9 protein-coding genes and 4 tRNA genes are annotated in these 18,126 nt (G+C 45.0%); 9 read left to right on the top strand and 4 right to left on the bottom strand.

The genetic code is table 11. From position 1 onward, the window contains the following. The first annotated feature begins 8 nt into the window (after positions 1–8). From pepN to AC5YBZ_RS09915, 9 genes are all read left to right on the top strand, one after another. Positions 9–2,570, top strand: coding sequence for an aminopeptidase N (pepN, locus tag AC5YBZ_RS09955; protein WP_494518961.1), 2,562 nt, complete (start codon positions 9–11; stop codon positions 2,568–2,570). A gap of 62 nt (positions 2,571–2,632) precedes the next feature. Next, the gene (locus AC5YBZ_RS09950; protein ID WP_494518962.1) at positions 2,633–2,848 is read left to right on the top strand and encodes a DUF2835 domain-containing protein; all 216 of its coding nucleotides are present in this window, start codon (positions 2,633–2,635) and stop codon (positions 2,846–2,848) included. 322 nt (positions 2,849–3,170) lie between these two features. Further along, entirely contained in the window at positions 3,171–5,219 is a 2,049-nt protein-coding gene (locus AC5YBZ_RS09945) for a DUF1302 domain-containing protein (protein ID WP_494542863.1), read from the top strand. 18 nt (positions 5,220–5,237) lie between these two features. Continuing rightward, positions 5,238–6,602 carry a DUF1329 domain-containing protein gene (locus AC5YBZ_RS09940; RefSeq protein ID WP_494518964.1) on the top strand — a complete coding sequence of 455 codons (1,365 nt, stop codon included), beginning with the start codon at positions 5,238–5,240 and terminating at the stop codon, positions 6,600–6,602. A gap of 52 nt (positions 6,603–6,654) precedes the next feature. Continuing rightward, positions 6,655–7,665 (top strand): WD40/YVTN/BNR-like repeat-containing protein, encoded by a 1,011-nt coding sequence (locus tag AC5YBZ_RS09935; RefSeq protein WP_494518965.1) that lies wholly within the window; start codon positions 6,655–6,657, stop codon positions 7,663–7,665. Positions 7,666–7,677: 12 nt separating this feature from the next. Further along, on the top strand, positions 7,678–9,984 hold the full coding sequence (locus tag AC5YBZ_RS09930) for an efflux RND transporter permease subunit (protein ID WP_494523598.1): 2,307 nt from the start codon (positions 7,678–7,680) through the stop codon (positions 9,982–9,984). Between the two features lie 267 nt (positions 9,985–10,251). Next, a complete protein-coding gene (locus tag AC5YBZ_RS09925) occupies positions 10,252–15,096 on the top strand; it encodes an NAD-glutamate dehydrogenase (RefSeq protein ID WP_494518967.1) in 4,845 nt (1,614 codons plus the stop codon). A 60-nt stretch (positions 15,097–15,156) separates the two neighbouring features. Beyond that, positions 15,157–16,182 (top strand): quinone-dependent dihydroorotate dehydrogenase, encoded by a 1,026-nt coding sequence (pyrD, locus tag AC5YBZ_RS09920; RefSeq protein ID WP_494518968.1) that lies wholly within the window; start codon positions 15,157–15,159, stop codon positions 16,180–16,182. A 158-nt stretch (positions 16,183–16,340) separates the two neighbouring features. Beyond that, on the top strand, positions 16,341–16,874 hold the full coding sequence (locus tag AC5YBZ_RS09915) for a cell division protein ZapC (protein WP_494518969.1): 534 nt from the start codon (positions 16,341–16,343) through the stop codon (positions 16,872–16,874). 584 nt (positions 16,875–17,458) lie between these two features. Here AC5YBZ_RS09915 and AC5YBZ_RS09910 read toward each other — a convergent pair. The 4 genes from AC5YBZ_RS09910 to AC5YBZ_RS09895 all read right to left on the bottom strand — a co-directional run bounded on the left by AC5YBZ_RS09910 (position 17,459) and on the right by AC5YBZ_RS09895 (position 17,910). Beyond that, positions 17,459–17,535, bottom strand: a tRNA-Met gene (locus tag AC5YBZ_RS09910). A 48-nt stretch (positions 17,536–17,583) separates the two neighbouring features. After that, positions 17,584–17,660, bottom strand: a tRNA-Met gene (locus tag AC5YBZ_RS09905). Positions 17,661–17,708: 48 nt separating this feature from the next. Continuing rightward, positions 17,709–17,785: transfer RNA gene (locus tag AC5YBZ_RS09900), tRNA-Met, on the bottom strand. 48 nt (positions 17,786–17,833) lie between these two features. Beyond that, positions 17,834–17,910, bottom strand: a tRNA-Met gene (locus tag AC5YBZ_RS09895). Positions 17,911–18,126 lie beyond the last annotated feature (216 nt).

Genomic DNA, 18,126 nt, shown 5'->3' with positions numbered 1-18,126 from the left:
GAACTGTGATGACGCAAGTTCGAGCGAAATACCTAAAAGATTACCGTGCGCCAGACTTTACTATCACCCATGTAGCGCTTGACTTTGTGTTGGCTGGTAGCGAGACCAGAGTGACGGCAACTAGCCAAGTACGGCGTCTAAATGACAACGCGACTTCCTTACGACTCGATGGTGAAGCGCTGTCGATTGAAACCTTGACCGTCAATGGTAAGCCGTATCCTTATCAAGTCGAAGAGGGTCTGTTGTGGCTGGAAAATGTCGGCGCCGAATTTGAACTGCAAGTGATCACCCGCCTTGACCCGGGCACAAATTCAGCCCTCGAAGGCCTTTATATGTCAGATGGCGCCTACTGTACTCAATGTGAGGCGCAGGGGTTTAGACGCATCACTTACTTTCTCGATCGCCCCGATGTGTTAGCGATTTACACTGTGCGGATCGAAGCCGACAAGCAAGCGTTTCCTTATTTGCTCAGTAACGGTAATAAAGTAGAAACTGGTGAGCTTGATGGTGGTCGTCATTTTGTCCGCTGGCAGGATCCGTTTCCAAAACCTGCTTATTTATTTGCTCTGGTAGCAGGCGATTTCGATGTATTACAAGATAGTTTTGTGACCCAAAGCGGTCGCGAAGTTGCACTGCAAGTCTTTGTGGATAAAGGTAACTTACATAAATCCCATCATGCGATGGCATCACTTAAAAAGTCCATGGCTTGGGATGAGCAGCGTTTTGATTTGGAATACGATCTCGATATCTACATGATTGTTGCTGTCGATTTTTTCAATATGGGCGCAATGGAAAATAAAGGCCTAAACGTGTTTAACACCAAGTACGTGTTGGCCGACACCGCATCGGCAACGGATGATGATTATCATGGCATTGAGTCTGTGGTTGCCCATGAGTATTTTCATAACTGGACCGGCAATCGCATCACCTGTCGTGATTGGTTTCAATTAAGCTTGAAAGAGGGGTTAACCGTTTTTCGAGATCAAGAATTTAGCTCAGACGTTGGTTCACGGGCAGTTAATCGTATTCATGCTATTAAGGTCATTAAAAATCAACAGTTTGCCGAAGATAGCGGCCCGATGGCTCATGCCATTCGTCCCGAATCGGTAATTGAGATGAATAATTTTTATACCGTGACGGTATATAACAAGGGGGCTGAAGTGATCCGCATGATGCACACCTTGTTAGGTGAAACCGGCTTTCAGGCTGGGATGAAATGTTATGTTGAACGTCATGATGGTCAGGCGGTCACCTGTGACGATTTTGTGGCAGCGATGGAGCATGCCAGCGGCGTCGATTTAAACCAGTTTAGACGTTGGTACAGTCAATCGGGAACGCCCTTGGTCACAGTCAAAGAGGAATATGATTCTGGGGCGAAGCAATATCGCTTACATATTTCGCAGCGTACATTGCCTACCGCAGAGCAAGCAGAAAAATGGCCGTTACATATTCCGTTTGATCTCGAACTGCTGAGCGTAGAGGGTGAATCGATACTCAATCGGGTACTCGATGTCACCCAAGTAGAGCAGACTTTTGTGTTTGATGATCTGCCAAGTGCCCCTGTGCCGTCGTTATTACAAAATTTCTCGGCGCCAGTAAAATTGCTGTTTGACTACAGTATTGAGCAGTTGCTCCACTTAATCCGCTTTGCCTCGAGTGAAGTGGCTAAATGGGAAGCATCGGTGGCGTTATTTAGCCAGTCAGTGTGGCACAATGTCGCTAGCCTTCAAGCTGGCCAAAGCATGCATACCGATAGCCGTTTAATCGATGCGATAAAAGGCTTATTGCTGGAGCCCAATCTTGATCAGGCTTTATTGGCCGAAATATTACATTTTCCCAATCTGTCGACCCTGATTGAGCAAGCTAATGAGGTCGATATCGATGCCTTGTCAATGGCGCGCACATTTGTGATTGAAGAGATCGCCAGTGGCTGTGAAGATGAGTTGTTGGCTCGTTACCGAGAACTGGCGGCGATTGATGCACCTGCGGCGCGTTCGCTGAAGAATGCGGCCTTGCTATTATTGCTTAAAATGTCTGATGAACATCAAGCCTTAGCCGAAAATCAATACCGTCATTCCATGAATATGACTGACAGTTTAGGTGCATTAACGGCGCTCAATAGCGAAGACAGTGAGCTTAGACAAACGCTGCTAGATGATTTTCAGCAGCGCTGGTCTCAAACGCCTCTAGTGATGGATAAATGGCTGACGTTACAGGCCACTTGCGCAGGTGATGAGCGCATCAACGCGATTAAAACCTTGTTGCAACATCCCGCGTTTAGTCTGTCAAATCCTAACCGTGTTCGCTCGTTAATTGGAGCGTTTGCGGCGGCAAACTTGGCGGTATTCCACCGTCAAGATGGTGCGGGTTATCAATTATTAACTGAGGTCATTATTGAGTTGAACACGCTTAATCCGCAGGTTGCGGCGCGCATTATTACGCCGTTAATACAGTTTAAGAAGTTTGATGAGAGTCGGCAGGTATTGATGAGGCAGTCATTGCAGCAAATACTCGCCTTACCGCAACTATCTAACGATCTGTTTGAAAAAGTGACCAAGGCGCTAGCCTAAACCTTAAGCGACGGGGCAGTGCCTGCCCCGTCATTTCTGTTCTTATTATTGTTGATGATATTATGGTCTTTTTCTTTTCAATTTATGTCAGTTACCGTGATTTTCTAAATTATTATCAAGGATATGTAGATAAAGTCGAAGTGAAGGAAACCGGGGGGAAAACCCTGTGGATCAATGCGCGTCACTTTCGACCTTTCTTAACACCTGGTGGCCTTTCTGGTTACTTTAGATTAGAGCTTGATGATACAGGCCAGTTTCGTTCTTTGACTCGCTTATAATAATTAGAGTTATTACTTCAAACGATTGATTATAAAACTCCCCCCCATTTAAGCTCACTTTATAAATATAATTACCTGTTTATTATTGTTTTTTTGATACGCCTTCCTCACCGTTAATCTTTTGTATCTGCTTATTTAAATCGTGCGTTTGAAAAGCAGGATTTTATTTGGCTTAAGTATCCAAATATCAAGGTTATTTTCTCTTTTTACACCTTGCTCATCGATCGTAAATGCTGTAACAATAGTGTTACCTGTACGCTAACAAGATGTTGGCCACCATTCCTATAACAAAGAATCCAACAGGTTACGGAGAAGAGCTAAAATGAAAAATCTTAAAAATGGCTTTAATAAGTCAACGCTTGCTTTGGGGATTATCGCAGCGTTGAGCATTGCCACTGCACCTGTCGTTCAAGCGGTGTCCTTTGATTGGGGCGAAGTACAAGGTTCGTTTGATTCAACTTGGAGTGCTGGCGCAAGTTGGCGAGTTGAAGAGCGCAACTGGGATGATCACATTGGCAAAGTGAATCATCCACGTTTCGATTGGTCCAATTATTCCGCTTTTAACAATACCAAATATTCCTCTGCAGAGATCTGGGCTCAACCCGGTTCATATTCTAGTAACGGCGACTTGAGTAACATGCTGTATTCTCAAGGCGACGTCACTTCAATGGTGTTCAAAGGCTTACATGAGCTGTCGTTACAATATAAAAACTATGGTCTGTTTGCTCGTGGTATGTATTTCTACGATCAAAAGGCAAATGACGGCAGTTATGGTTACACCGACCCATTAACAGGTAAAGAGTACGACCCTTGTGCCGACTCCGAAGCCTCTAAGGTGCAATGTAAAGATGTGCGTCTGCTTGATGCGTTTATTTACGGTAACTTTGATTTTAATGATGGTGCAAACCCGCTAACGGTTAGAGTGGGTAACCAGGTGGTATCGTGGGGCGAAAGTACCCTTATTGCCCACGGGATTGGGGTGATAAACCCGGTGGATCTGAATATTCTTAATGCTCCAGGGGCTGAATTAAAAGAAGCATTTAGGCCGCAAGGCATGGTGTGGGCATCTTTGGGGGTCACCGACTCTCTGTCTGTAGAAGCTTTCTATCAATATGACTGGGAGCCTGTTTGGGTGCCGACACCTGGGTCGTTTTTTTCCACCAATGATTTTGCCGGTTATGGTGGTTATGCTCAAAACGCCCAGCTTGGTTTTAATGCTAACCCAGACATGAATCTCGATTTTATTGTCTCAGAATACAATAACTTGTTACAGATGATGGCCTCGGGGCAATATGATGCTGAGACTTTAGGGAAATTGGCTTTAGCCTATCCAACCAAAGCGACCTTAGTGAAAGATCAAGCCAGTGCCAGTGATTCAGGACAGTACGGTGTTAAGTTTGGTTACTATGCGCCAGAACTTGGCGAAACCGAATTTGGTTTGTATTACATGAACTATCATAGCCGCCGTCCTTTGATCAGTGGCACCGCAGCTAATTTTACTGCCGAGGCCATTGGGCGAGATTTAGCTAAGCTGGGCGCAGTTGCTGCTGCCGGAGGCACGGTCGATCGTAACACCTTATTAGGGCTAGAAACCTTTTCTAAGGCACAAATTGAATATCCTGAAGATATTCAGCTTTATGGTTTCAGTTTTAACACCTTGATCGGTGATACGTCCGTTGCTGGTGAAATAGCCCATCGTCAAGATGAGCCGCTGCAAATTGATGACGTTGAACTGTTATTTGCCGCCATGCCTCAGCAACTCGCCAATGCCGGATTGCGCCCTGATTTAGACGGCATATCGCAAATTGAAGGTATAGGCTCTGGCGAGTCAGCCAAAGGGTATATTCTGCGTGATACTACTCAAGCACAGGTCACCTTTACGCATTTATTTGGTCCTACTTTAGGCACCAGTAACTTAACCATGTTAGCCGAAGTCGGTGGTGTGTGGATCCACGATATGCCTGGCTTTGATGAGCTGCGTTTAAATGGCCCTGGCACGGCTCGTTCTGGGGGCAACCCAGATATGCCAGGCATTATCGAAGCCCTGCATAACGGCCCAGAAACCAATCCGTTCCCTACTGACTTTTCATGGGGCTATCGAATTGTAGCCAAGGCGGATTACAACAACTTGTTTGCCGGTGTGAATATGGCACCGCGCATTATCTTCTCTCATGATGTTAAAGGGATAACTCCAGATCCTATGTTCCTATTTACCGAAGGTAAGAAAGCGGTCGCTATCGGGGTGAACTTCGATTATCAAAGCCGTTGGGGAGCCGATTTCTCCTATAACTCTTTCTTTGGTGGTGTAGGGACGACTAATCAGATGTCTGATCGTGATTACGTGTCATTTAACATCAAGTATTCAATCTAATTCACAAGGACGATAACGATGAATAAACTAGCTATATTGTCGACAGCTGTGATCGTTGCATTGAGCGCTCCTGTTGCATTTGCCAAAGTATCAGAGGCCGACGCGGCCAAATTAGGCACATCATTAACGCCACTTGGCGGCGAAAAAGCGGCTAACGCAGATGGGACTATTCCTGCATGGGATGGCGGTATCACGAAAGTGGTCGCAGGTTATGAAAAAGGGATGCATCATCCCGATCCTTTTGCTGCTGATAAAATTGAATTTACCATCACTAATGCTAACAAAGATAAGTACAAGGCAAATCTCACAGAGGGGCAGTTAAAACTGTTTGAGCTGTATCCAGACACATACAAGATGAATGTGTATCAGACTCGCAGGACGGCTTCGGTACCACAATTTGTCTACGATGCCACCAAGGCCAACGCGACTCGCGCCGAGTTAATTGCTGATGGTAATGGTATTTCAGGTGCCGCCATTGGGATCCCATTTCCAATTCCGCAAAATGGGTTAGAAGCTATCTGGAACCATGTATTGCGTTTTCGTGGTGTTGACCTTGAAACCTCGCGCAGTCAAGCGGCACCGACAGCCAGTGGCAGTTATACTTTGGTTGAAACGGCTGAAGAGCTGCGCTTTGAATATTCACGTCCAGAAATGACCTTAGATCAATTAAAGGACTCTAACACACTGTTTTATTTCAAGCAGGTCGTGACTCAGCCTGCCCGTTTAGCCGGTACCGCGTTATTGGTTAAAGAAACAATGGATCAAGAAGCCTTACCGCGTCAGGCATGGACCTACAACACGGGGCAGCGTCGAGTGCGTAAAGCGCCAAACGTGGCATTTGATACGCCTGGCACAGTATCAGACGGGCTGCGCACCACCGATGACTTTGACATGTTTAACGGCTCGCCTGTGCGTTATAACTGGGAGTTAATGGGTAAGAAAGAGATCTATATTCCTTACAATGACTATAAGTTGCATTCAGATAAGCTCAAATATGATCAAATCTTGCAGGCCGGTCATATCAACCCTGAGCACGTACGCTGGGAAAAACACCGTGTATGGGTAGTAAAAGCGCAGCTTAAAGAGGGGATGCGCCATATCTATAAAACACGCATGTTCTACATCGATGAAGACTCTTGGCAGGTTTCGTTAACCGATATGTACGATAACCGCGATGAGTTGTATCGCGTCGGCGTAGCTCATGCGATTAACTATTATGAAGTGCCTACCTTGTGGACCACCTTAGAAGTTATTCACGATCTGCAATCGCGTCGTTATCTGGCTATGGGATTAGATAACGAAGGTCGCATGTACAATTTTGATGCGCAGTTGAGTGAGGCTAACTTCACCCCAGCAGCATTACGACGTGCGGGTATTCGTTAATCACCACTTTGGGAGGGGCCGCAAGGCCTCTTCATTATAAAAGGAAGTTTGTATGTCGTTTAGCATGCTTCGATTGGTCTTGCTAACTGTGTTGCTCACCTCGAACATAAACACAGTGAGCGCCGATACAGATATGAGCTCATCCATTCAGCCATTAGCCGTGCACTCTTTAGTATTAGACTCGACCCTCAAGGCTGACACTGCCGTGGCGGTTGGCGAGCGCGGGCATCTGTTTGTATTTGATGACAACTGGCAGCAACGCCCATCACCGACTCAAGCGCATCTAACGAAAGTCTTTCTGCTTGATGACAAGCTTGGCTGGGCTGTGGGTCACGATGCCACGGTATTACACACCCAAGATAGCGGACTTAGTTGGCAGGTGCAGATGAGTTCGCCTGAAATTGAAAAACCCCTCATGGATGTGCTGTTTTTCGATGAGTTAAACGGTATCGCCATTGGGGCTTATGGCATGTTTTATCGCAGTAAAGATGGCGGTAATACGTGGGAGCCGGAGTTTCATGGTGAGCTGTTATTTGAAGAAGATATTGCCTACCTTGAAGACTTAAAAGCCGAAGATGAAGCCTTATACCTCAGTGAACGTAGTACCTTGTTGCCCCATTTTAATCGCGTGGTGCCGCTAGATGATTCGCGTTTATTAATGGTGGGTGAGTTAGGGTTAGCTGCGGTCTCAGAAGATAAAGGCATCAGTTGGCAGCGGCTCGATTTTCCTTATGACGGCTCCTTATTTAATGCTTTGGTGACAAGCAAAGGTGTCTACGTTATGGGGCTGCGTGGTCATCTGTTTAAGAGCGAGGATGGGGCAAATAGTTGGCAAGAGATAGCACTGCCGATCCAGTCGACCTTAAACGGTGGACTTATCATCGATGATAACAAAATAAGGCTCGTGGGTAATGCGGGCGTAATTATCGATGTTTATCATGATGGCGCTGTTGCAATGGTCGCGCAACGCCAAGGTGAAAACCTGGTCACTATTAGTCGGGATACTAATGGTAAACAATGGGTTGCGGGTACAAAAGGTTTCTTCGAATTAAAACAAGAATAATAAGGCCCTGATATGTTAGATAAAGTAGTTAATGGATTAGAGTCGTTCCTTTTTAGGCAACGGGGATTGGTCATTTTTGCCTTTGTAGTGGTGACACTCTTTTTGGGCTTTCAAGCCAGTCATTTACGCATGGATGCGGCGTTTATTAAAAATATTCCGCTTAATCACAGCTACATGCAAACCTATTTAAAGCATCAAAAGCAATTTGGTGGCGCCAACAGCATCATGGTGGCGGTCGAGGACACCAGCGGGAATATTTTTAATGCCAATTTTTTTGATTCGCTAAAGCAAGTACATGATCAATTGTTTTTTATCCCTGGGGTTGATAGGGCCCAAGTGAAGTCGTTGTTCTCTCCTTCGACGCGTTTTACCGAAGTGGTGGAGGATGGTTTTGCCGGCGGGCCGGTGATCCCGGCGACTTTTTCTACCACGCCAGCAGGACTGGAAGTGGTACGTAGCAACATTGAAAAAGCCGGTATCGTTGGTCGCCTTATTGCGGAAGATTATTCAGCGGCGATGGTCACTGCTCAGTTAATGGACTTTGACCCTCAAACGGGCGAGCCGTTAGACACCTTAGCCTTTGCCACTCAGTTAGAAAAAGAGCTGCGCGGGCAGTATGAAAATGAACAGATTAAAATCCATATCATCGGCTTTGCCAAAATGGCCGGTGATGTCGCCGAAGGCGCTAAAGGGGTTGTGCTGTTCTTTTTAATTGCCATTTTAGTGACGGCAATCATGGTTTACCTGTTTTCAAAATCAGTCAAATTGACCCTACTGCCATTAGCGTGCAGCTTGGTGGCGGTGGTGTGGCAATTAGGTTTATTAACTGTCATGGGCTTTGGTCTGGATCCCATGTCGATACTGATCCCGTTTTTGGTGTTCGCTATCGGGGTTAGCCATAGCGTGCAGATGATCAACGCCGTGCGCCGTCGAGTGGGTGAGGGGGAATCGACCAAAGCCGCCGCTGCGCTGGCCTTTAGAAGCTTGCTGGTGCCCGGTGGCATAGCGCTGTTGTCTGATACTGTGGGCTTTATGACTCTGCTAGCCATCGACATTGGTATTATTCGCGAACTGGCGATATCGGCATCACTGGGTGTAGCGGTCATCATTTTAACCAACCTCATTTTGCTGCCGCTATTGATCTCTTATACCAAGGTAAATCCGTTAGCGGTTAAGCCTCATGCCGGCATAGATAAACTCTGGTTACGTTTATCCTATTTTGCCACGCCTAAGTATGCTGCAGTGGTACTCGTGTTAACTGTGATGCTGTTTGGTGTTGGCTGGCAACAAGCTAATAAGATGAAAATTGGCGATTTACAAGGCGGCGCACCAGCGCTGCATTTTGATAGTCGTTATAATCAAGACACTTTTTATATTACCGACAAATTCTCGGTCACTACAGATGTGATGACGGTCATTGTCGAGGCGTTCCCTGAAGCTTGTACTTATCATGATGTATTGATACAAATCGATCAGTTTGAATGGTTAGCGGCCAATACTCCAGGGGTTGAGTCGACAGCAAGTTTGGCGTCGATTGCTAAGCGGGTTAACGCCGGCTTTAACGAGGGAAATCCCAAATGGCAGGTATTACCGCGCACTACTGCGAGTCTGGTGCAAGCGGTAGGGCAAATCCCCACCACATCGGGGCTGCTGAATGGTAATTGCTCGGTAATGCCGGTTTACCTGTTTTTAACCGACCATAAAGCCGAAACCATAGAAGTGGTGATCGACAAGGTCAAAGCGTTATCGGCGCAAATGGATAACGATAAAATCAGCTTCAAATTGGCATCTGGCCCTGTTGGCGTGATGGCTGCCACCAATGAAGCAGTTGCCGAGGCACAGCTACCTATGATGCTGTATGTTTACGGCGCCGTATTTGTGCTGTGTTTGATCAGTTTCCGCTCGTTAAGGGCAACGGTTGCGGTGATTTTACCTTTGTATGTGGTATCGACCTTAGCGCAAGCCTTAATGACTCAGCTTGATATTGGCCTCGCGGTCAGTACGCTACCCGTGATTGCATTGGGGGTGGGCATCGGTGTCGATTATGGCATTTATATCTTATCGACCATGGCTGTTAAGCTTCGTGATGGGATGCCAGTGCAAAAAGCATATCATCAAGCGTTAATCGAACGTGGTAGTGCCGTGATGTTTACTGGCTTAACGCTGGCGATTGGGGTGAGCACTTGGTTCTTTTCGGCGTTAAAATTCCAAATGGACATGGGGATCTTGCTGACATTTATGTTTTTGGTAAATATGTTAGGCGCCATAATTATTTTACCGGCGATAGGAGCGGTATTCTGGCGAAACCCAAAGCAGTAATACATTAGGAGAGCAGATGCTCTCCTTTTTTTTGCCTGTTTTTTGAATAGTTACGCTAAGTTTCCGATTGTTTTTTCATCTATTGACCTTAAACCTGCTCCACTGCGGAGTTAAGCAGGATCTACCACTGAAATAATCCTCGAAATATGGCACATTTAGTAATAGACTTCGCGCTATGACCTAGGTCACATTATTTGGCCCGTCATATGCTCTAGCATCCAGATAATTAAGAAAAGCGCTGCCATAGACCCTAAAGGAAACAGTAACATGGCCTTGAAAGATGCAATGCCTTCAGTATTACTTGAAAATGTAGTTAACCTCATTCACTCAAAAGTCCCTAATTCACAAGCTAAGCAGGTCGAACAGTTCGCCACCTGCATTTATGCGCATATGTCAAAAGATGATTTACATGCGCGTAATGACAGCGATCTTTACGGTGCGGTGCTCAGTCTTTGGAATGTCGCCAATAAAACCCCCGTAGGTGAAACCCATATCCGCGTATTTAATCCAAGCCAATCTAAGCATGGCTGGAAATCATCTCACTCAATTATTGAGGTGATCCACCCAGATATGCCGTTCTTAGTCGATTCGGTCGGCATGGCCCTTAATCGTATGGGCATTACTACCCATATGATGCTGCATACGCCGCTCACGGTGCAGCGAGATAAAGAGGCGATTATTAATGTTACCTATGGCGATGATAAAAACCAAAAATCAGAAAAAGTCGCTGTATTTCTTATCGAAATTGATCGCCTTAGCAGTGATGAAGATATCAAGAATTTAGAGAAAGAGATTGCTTCTGTGCTGGTCGATGTGTCGGCATCGGTTAATGACTGGCAGAAGATGTCAAACAAGTTAACCAGTACCATTAAAGAGTTAGCTACGCGTCCTTTCCCTGGAGAAAAACGCGATCTCGATGAAGCAATTAACTTTTTAACCTATTTAAACAACCACCATTTCACCTTGCTTGGTTATCGCCGTTATAGCCTCAATAAAGTCGAAGGTGATTTAGAGTTGGTGCCTGATAATGACACCAGTTTAGGGCTAATGAATGTACCCGGTAAGCCTAAGCATAATAAGGGCTTGTTGCTGTCGAGTCTGTCTGATACTGCTCGTAAAGAAGCCCTCGATAAGAGCTTGCTTATTTTAACCAAAAGCAGTGAAAAGAGCCGTGTACATCGTCCAGCCTATATCGATTATATCGGTATTAAACGCTTCGACAAAAAAGGTAATGTGATTGGTGAAGATCGCTTTATCGGTCTGTACGCCTCTAACTTGTATAATCGTAGCCCACGTGAGATCCCTTTATTAGCAGAAAAAATCCAACGGGTGCTTGATGCCTCAGGCTTAACAGCCGGTTCGCACGATTACAAAGCCTTAATGCATATCCTTGAGACGCTGCCACGTGATGAGATTATTCAAGCGCGTGAATCAGAACTAGCCAGCATGGCGCGTGGCGTACTTGAGATGCAAGATCGTGACAGGCTTAAACTGTTTGTGCGTAAAGATGGCTATGGCCGTTTCTTATCTTGTTTGGTTTATGTCTCAAAAGATCGCTATAACACTAAATTGCGTGAAGATACCCAACGTATTTTGGCGCAACATTTCAATACTAATGAAGACGTTGAATTCACGACTTATTTCTCCGAGTCAACGCTGGCACGTACTCATTACATTGTTAAAGTCGATAATAATAATACGGATGTAGATGTGGCTGCTATTGAAAATAATCTGATTGAAGCGGCGCGTTCTTGGGAAGATAAACTCAGTAGCGCGTTAATCTCGGCACAAGGTGAAGAGTCGGGCAATCGTTTGCTTAAGCGTTATATCGATGCATTCCCACGCAGTTATAAAGAAGATGCTTTACCGAGTTCTGCCGTGGTCGATATTGAGCACCTAGAAGCGCTTGATGATGAGCATAAATTAGGCATGCTGTTTTATCAGCCGCAAGAAACCGCATTAAACGACAATAAAGTTAGGCTTAAGCTGTTCCATAAAGATGAGCCTATCCATCTGTCAGATGTACTGCCTATGCTTGAAAACTTCGGACTTCGAGTAATTAACGAACGTCCGTATGAAGTTAAAACAGCCGATGGGGCCACTTTCTGGATTTTGGACTTCTTGATGACAGTTCAAGGGGCTGCAGTCGATAATTTAGCTGACAGTCAAGACCGGTTCCAGACTGCGTTATCGCAAGTGTGGAATAAAGAATTAGAAGATGACGGCTTTAACCGTTTAGTGTTGGCAACGGGCCTATCGGGTCGCGAAGTCTCAATTCTGCGCGCTTATGCTAAATATATGCGTCAAATCGATGCTACATTTAGCCAAGCCTACATTGAGCAAACCTTTAGTGGTTATCCACAAATCGCTGATTTGTTGGTTAAAATGTTCATTCGTAAGTTTAACCCTAAACTGAAAACACGCACATTGGCCAAGTTTGTCGAACAGATCAATCTGCGCCTAGATGATGTGTCTAGCCTTGATGATGACCGTATTATTCGTCGTTACCTCGACTTAATTAATGCGACAATGCGGACTAACTTCTATCAAACCTTGGCCGATGGCAGCAATAAGCCATACGTTTCGTTTAAGTTCTCTCCAGAGCTTATTCCTGAAATGCCACGTCCGTTGCCTAAGTTTGAAATTTTTGTGTATTCGCCGCGCGTGGAAGGGGTTCATCTACGTGGTGGTAAAGTGGCTCGTGGCGGTTTGCGTTGGTCCGATCGCCGCGAAGATTTTCGCACCGAAGTACTGGGTTTGGTCAAAGCACAACAAGTTAAGAACACCGTGATTGTGCCGGTTGGGGCTAAAGGTGGTTTTGTATGTAAGCAACTGCCAACCGAAGGTGGTCGTGATGCCTTGTTTGCCGAGGGGCAAGAGTGTTATCGCTTGTTTATCCGTGGTTTGTTGGATATCTCTGACAATATCATCGAAGGTGAAGTCGTGCCGCCAATCAATGTGGTGCGCCATGATGAAGATGATCCATATTTAGTGGTGGCGGCTGATAAAGGCACCGCGACGTTCTCTGATATCGCTAACGCTATTTCACAGGAGTATAACTTCTGGTTAGGCGATGCATTTGCATCCGGTGGCAGTAATGGTTACGACCATAAGAAGATGGGGATCACCGCGCGCGGTGCATGGGAGTCGGTTAAACGTCACTTCCGTGAGATTGGTATCGATTGCCAAACCACCGATTTTACCTGTTTAGGTATAGGTGACATGGCCGGTGATGTCTTTGGTAACGGCATGCTGTTGTCTGAGCATACATGCTTAGTCGCGGCATTTAACCATATGCATATCTTTATCGACCCAACACCAGATGCAGCCTCTAGCTACAAAGAACGTACCCGTTTGTTTAGCTTGCCGCGTTCGAGCTGGGAAGATTACAACCCAGAGTTGATTTCAAAAGGCGGTGGCATCTTCCTGCGCAGTGCTAAGTCAATCACCTTGACCCCAGAGATCAAGGCGATGTTGGACACCAAAAAAGCATCGATGACTCCTAACGAGCTGCTAAAAGAACTGCTCAAGATGCGCGTTGACCTGATTTGGAACGGTGGTATTGGTACTTATATTAAAGCGTCTAGCGAAACACATGCTGAAGTCGGCGACAGAGCCAACGACGCACTGCGCGTGAATGGCAGCGAAGTGAAGGCGCGTATTGTCGGCGAAGGTGGCAACTTAGGTTGTACCCAATTAGGCCGTATTGAATACGCTGCCACGGGTGGCCGCATTAATACCGACTTCGTTGATAACGTGGGTGGGGTTGATTGCTCAGATAACGAAGTGAATATCAAAATCTTGCTTAATGCGTTAGTGGCAGAAGGTGAGATGACATTGAAGCAGCGTAATCGTTTATTAGTCGAGATGACTGACGAAGTCAGCCGTATCGTATTGCAAGATTGTAAAGATCAAACACGTACTATCTCAGTGACACAGGTACGTGGCGTCGAGCAACTGAAAGAGCAAATTCGTTTCATTCATTATCTTGAGAAAGAAAATAAGCTCGATAGAGCATTAGAGTTCTTACCTTCAGATGATGAGTTGGCCGAACGTCTTGCTAATGGCAAAGCCATGACGCGTCCAGAGCTATCGGTATTAGTGGCTTACGCCAAAATGGTGCTCAAAGAGCAGTTATTGACCCCTGAAATCACCGAAGATAGCTTCTTGAGTCAGTTGCTGGTGGAGTACTTCCCTAAACAGCTGCAACAAAATTACAGCGATCGTATGGTAAACCATCCATTACGTGCTGAAATTATTGCGACGTCATTAGCCAATGAATTGGTTAACGATATGGGACTTAATTTTGTACAACGTATGCAAGATGAGACTGGTGCCTCAGTAGCCGAAGCTGCGATTTGTTACACTATGGCGCGTGAAGTATTTGGTTTAGCTGAATTAACTAAATCTATTACGGCACTTAATGGTATGGTTCCAGCGGCCGTTCAAGGTGAAATGCTACATCAACTACGCCGTAATTTACGCCGAGCGTGTCGTTGGTTCTTGCGTCATCGCAGCCGTAATCAAAGCATTGAACAAACCGTTGCTTTCTATAGACCCGTCTTTGAAGCACTGCGTGAAAATGTTCATCAGTATATGGTCGAAGATGAAGTCAACGAGATTGGTACTGAGATTACAGCCTTGGTTAAAGAAGGTGTGCCAGAGAAAGTCGCTACCAATGTTGTGAATATGAGTACTTTGTTCTCTGCTCTTGATATTTCACAAATTGCGCAACTTGAAGATAAGCCAGTCGCATTAGTGGCCGAAACATACTTTAAGTTAGGCGCTAAAGTGGAGTTGCATTGGTTCTTAGAACAGATCAGTGCTCAGCCTGTGGCTAACCATTGGCAAGCATTAGCTAGAGCCGCATTTAGAGAAGAGCTTGATTGGCAACAACGTGCACTGAGTTCGGTTGTACTGCGCACCTGTACCGATAGTTGTCATTCTGACACCATTATTGAGCAATGGATCGAATCCAATCAGGGCTTATTGGAGAGATGGTTCCATATGCTTGCAGACTTTAAGACATCGCAAACTCATGAGTTTGCTAAGTTTTCGGTCGCATTACGTGAGCTGAATTTGCTGATCCTCCATTGTGATGGTCAATCGTAAAATTTATAATAATAATAAGCCCTGGCAATAGCCGGGGCTTTTTTCGGTCTAGGAGAATGCATGTTTTACAAAATTGCACAAAAAGTCATGTTTCAGATGGATCCAGAGAAAGCACATAATCTGGCGATTCACAGTCTGAAATCCACGGCTAATTCACCGCTTAATTGCTTCTATGCACAGCAGATTGAGCCTACGCCTGTTGAGTTTATGGGGCTAAGCTTTCCTAATCCTGTTGGTTTAGCCGCAGGAATGGATAAAGATGGTGAATGCATCGATGCTTTTCATGCAATGGGTTTTGGTCATATTGAAGTCGGTACCGTGACTCCAAGACCGCAACCAGGAAATGAACTGCCTCGTCTTTTTAGATTAAAACCTGCTAAAGCTATCATCAATCGTATGGGCTTTAATAATAAAGGCGTCGACAACTTGGTCGCCAATTTAAAAGCGGTAAAATCGGGCGCTATGGTTGGGGTCAATATTGGTAAAAATAAAGATACGCCAGTAGAGCAGGGTAAAGATGATTACCTTATCTGTATGGAAAAGGTGTACCAGTACGCAGCCTATATTGCGGTAAATATCTCATCACCCAACACCCCCGGCTTACGTTCATTGCAATATGGTGATTTACTTGATGATCTATTGGGATCGCTCAAAGCTAAGCAGAATGATCTTGCTCAGCAGCATGGTAAATACGTACCGATCGCACTTAAAATCGCACCCGATCTGTCATTAGAGGAGATCGAGAAAATAGCGGATTCGTTAATTCGTAATGAATTCGATGGCGCGATAGCGACCAATACCACGTTAACTCGCGATGGTGTTAGTGGTTTAGTTAACTCAAATGAAGCTGGTGGCTTAAGTGGTAAGCCATTGAATTCACTATCAACAAAGGTTATTAAACAGCTTGCTACCTGTCTTAAAGGACAGATCCCCATTTTAGGGGTTGGTGGTATTAACTGTGCTGCAGATGCGCTAGATAAACTCGATGCGGGTGCCACCATGGTACAAATTTATTCTGGATTTATTTATCGTGGTCCAGAATTAATTAAAGAAATTGTTGACGCGTATCGAATTCAGCATAAATAACGATCTTGTGTCGATCTAAGATCAGGCGCGATCGGTGCAGCGATCGCGCCTGATATACATAACATACTGTTATCTATATCATAATTATAATATTTTTTTTGATATTGGATGAAATATCAACTATTATCCGACTGTATTGACAGTAATAGGTACACGTTATGTTATTAATGCCGCAAAGGGATTGGCAATGGATATATAACGACGCGTATGGAGTATTAAGCGTTTCGTTAGGTTCGGATATGGAATTTCTGACTCCCTACAAAGCAAAATTGCTCATTCCTGATGCATTAACTGCGCTGGAATTTAACGTCGAGCACGCAAAATTCTATATTGAGTTTGTCGAACGTCTGGCAAAAACGATAAATATTGCCGATGCGATTAAGGTTCAATTGGCATTAAATGCCACCGCAGCGCACTATTTATTAAAACCACAAATGCCAAAGTCATGGTTTTTTGATACGTCAGTAATATGCGTTTACAGTGAATTGGCGAAAATATTTCAGCTCAGATCGCAGGGCGTAAATGCCGATGTTATGGTTGTTGAAAGTAACATTCAAGCATCACTGGTGATGTTGCTGTCTCCAAAATTGTTACTAAGCGAGACTAAACAACTGAATCAATTCGAATGTATTAAAGTGATGAATGATAGGCTGCATCCAATAAAAGCGAGTAGACAAATCGCTGCAGCTTAAGTTATCGCTTATTCGCCTTGTAGTTCACTTTGGGCTTTGTTTTACGTTTTAAATATCATGATAGGGGCCTTAGGCCCCTTTTTTGATTTCGCATCTTAATGAATCAACTATTATCTGCAGTTATGTAATTAACGCCTTTAGCCGTTACAGCTCGCTTTCATTTTTAGCCAACAATAAATTTAGATTATCGCGGCAGGTGGTAGAAAGTAGGGCTGATTAAAATGCAAGCAGTATAAAGGAGGAGGGGAGTTAATAGAGGTTCGAAATGGGCATTTAAACAAAGAAGACAATAAAGGTTTCAAATGGCTGGTTAAGTAGGCGTATGGAAAGTTAACGTTAATGTTGAAGTATAATTATTGAAAGCTTGAATCGGTATATGTTTGCTTTTTGACTTGAATATGGCTTGCTGGAGGCAGATTGCTTATTTTTGATATTATCAACGACTTTTGTCGTTTATATAAAGTGAGCTGTTTATATAAAGTGGGCTGCTTATATGAAGTGTAGAGTCGGTTAGGGGGTGGGCTGTTTCATTCGCATCAGTAAGTACCAAACACTGTAGTGTTTTGATTCTGCTACTAAAGAATTGGTTGCGGGAGCCGGATTTGAACCGACGACCTTCGGGTTATGAGCCCGACGAGCTACCATACTGCTCCATCCCGCGTCCGTATGTATCAAACGCTGTAGTGTTTTAATTCTGCTACTAAAGAATTGGTTGCGGGAGCCGGATTTGAACCGACGACCTTCGGGTTATGAGCCCGACGAGCTACCATACTGCTCCATCCCGCGTCCGTATGTATCAAATGCTGTAGTGTTTTGATTCTGCTACTAAAGAATTGGTTGCGGGAGCCGGATTTGAACCGACGACCTTCGGGTTATGAGCCCGACGAGCTACCATACTGCTCCATCCCGCGTCCGTATGTATCAAACGCTGTAGTGTTTTAATTCTGCTACTAAAGAATTGGTTGCGGGAGCCGGATTTGAACCGACGACCTTCGGGTTATGAGCCCGACGAGCTACCATACTGCTCCATCCCGCGTCCGTATGTATCAAACGCTGTAGCCTTTTAATTCCGCTACTACAGAATTGCTTAGTCAACATGCTTAATCACTGAGTAACTAGGTGTGCTTCAAAGCGGGGCGAACTATATCGATACCAAGATGGCATTGCAAGCGGCAATCGGTTTTATCTTGTTAGACGTTCATTAAAGCGGCACTCTGCAGGCTTATTAAACGTATCGCGGAATTTATGTCTA

It is taken from the genome of Shewanella sp. 553 (genome assembly GCF_059338375.1).
Note: the sequence above shows the minus strand (reverse complement) of the source record. Positions and strands in the feature narration are given on the sequence as shown.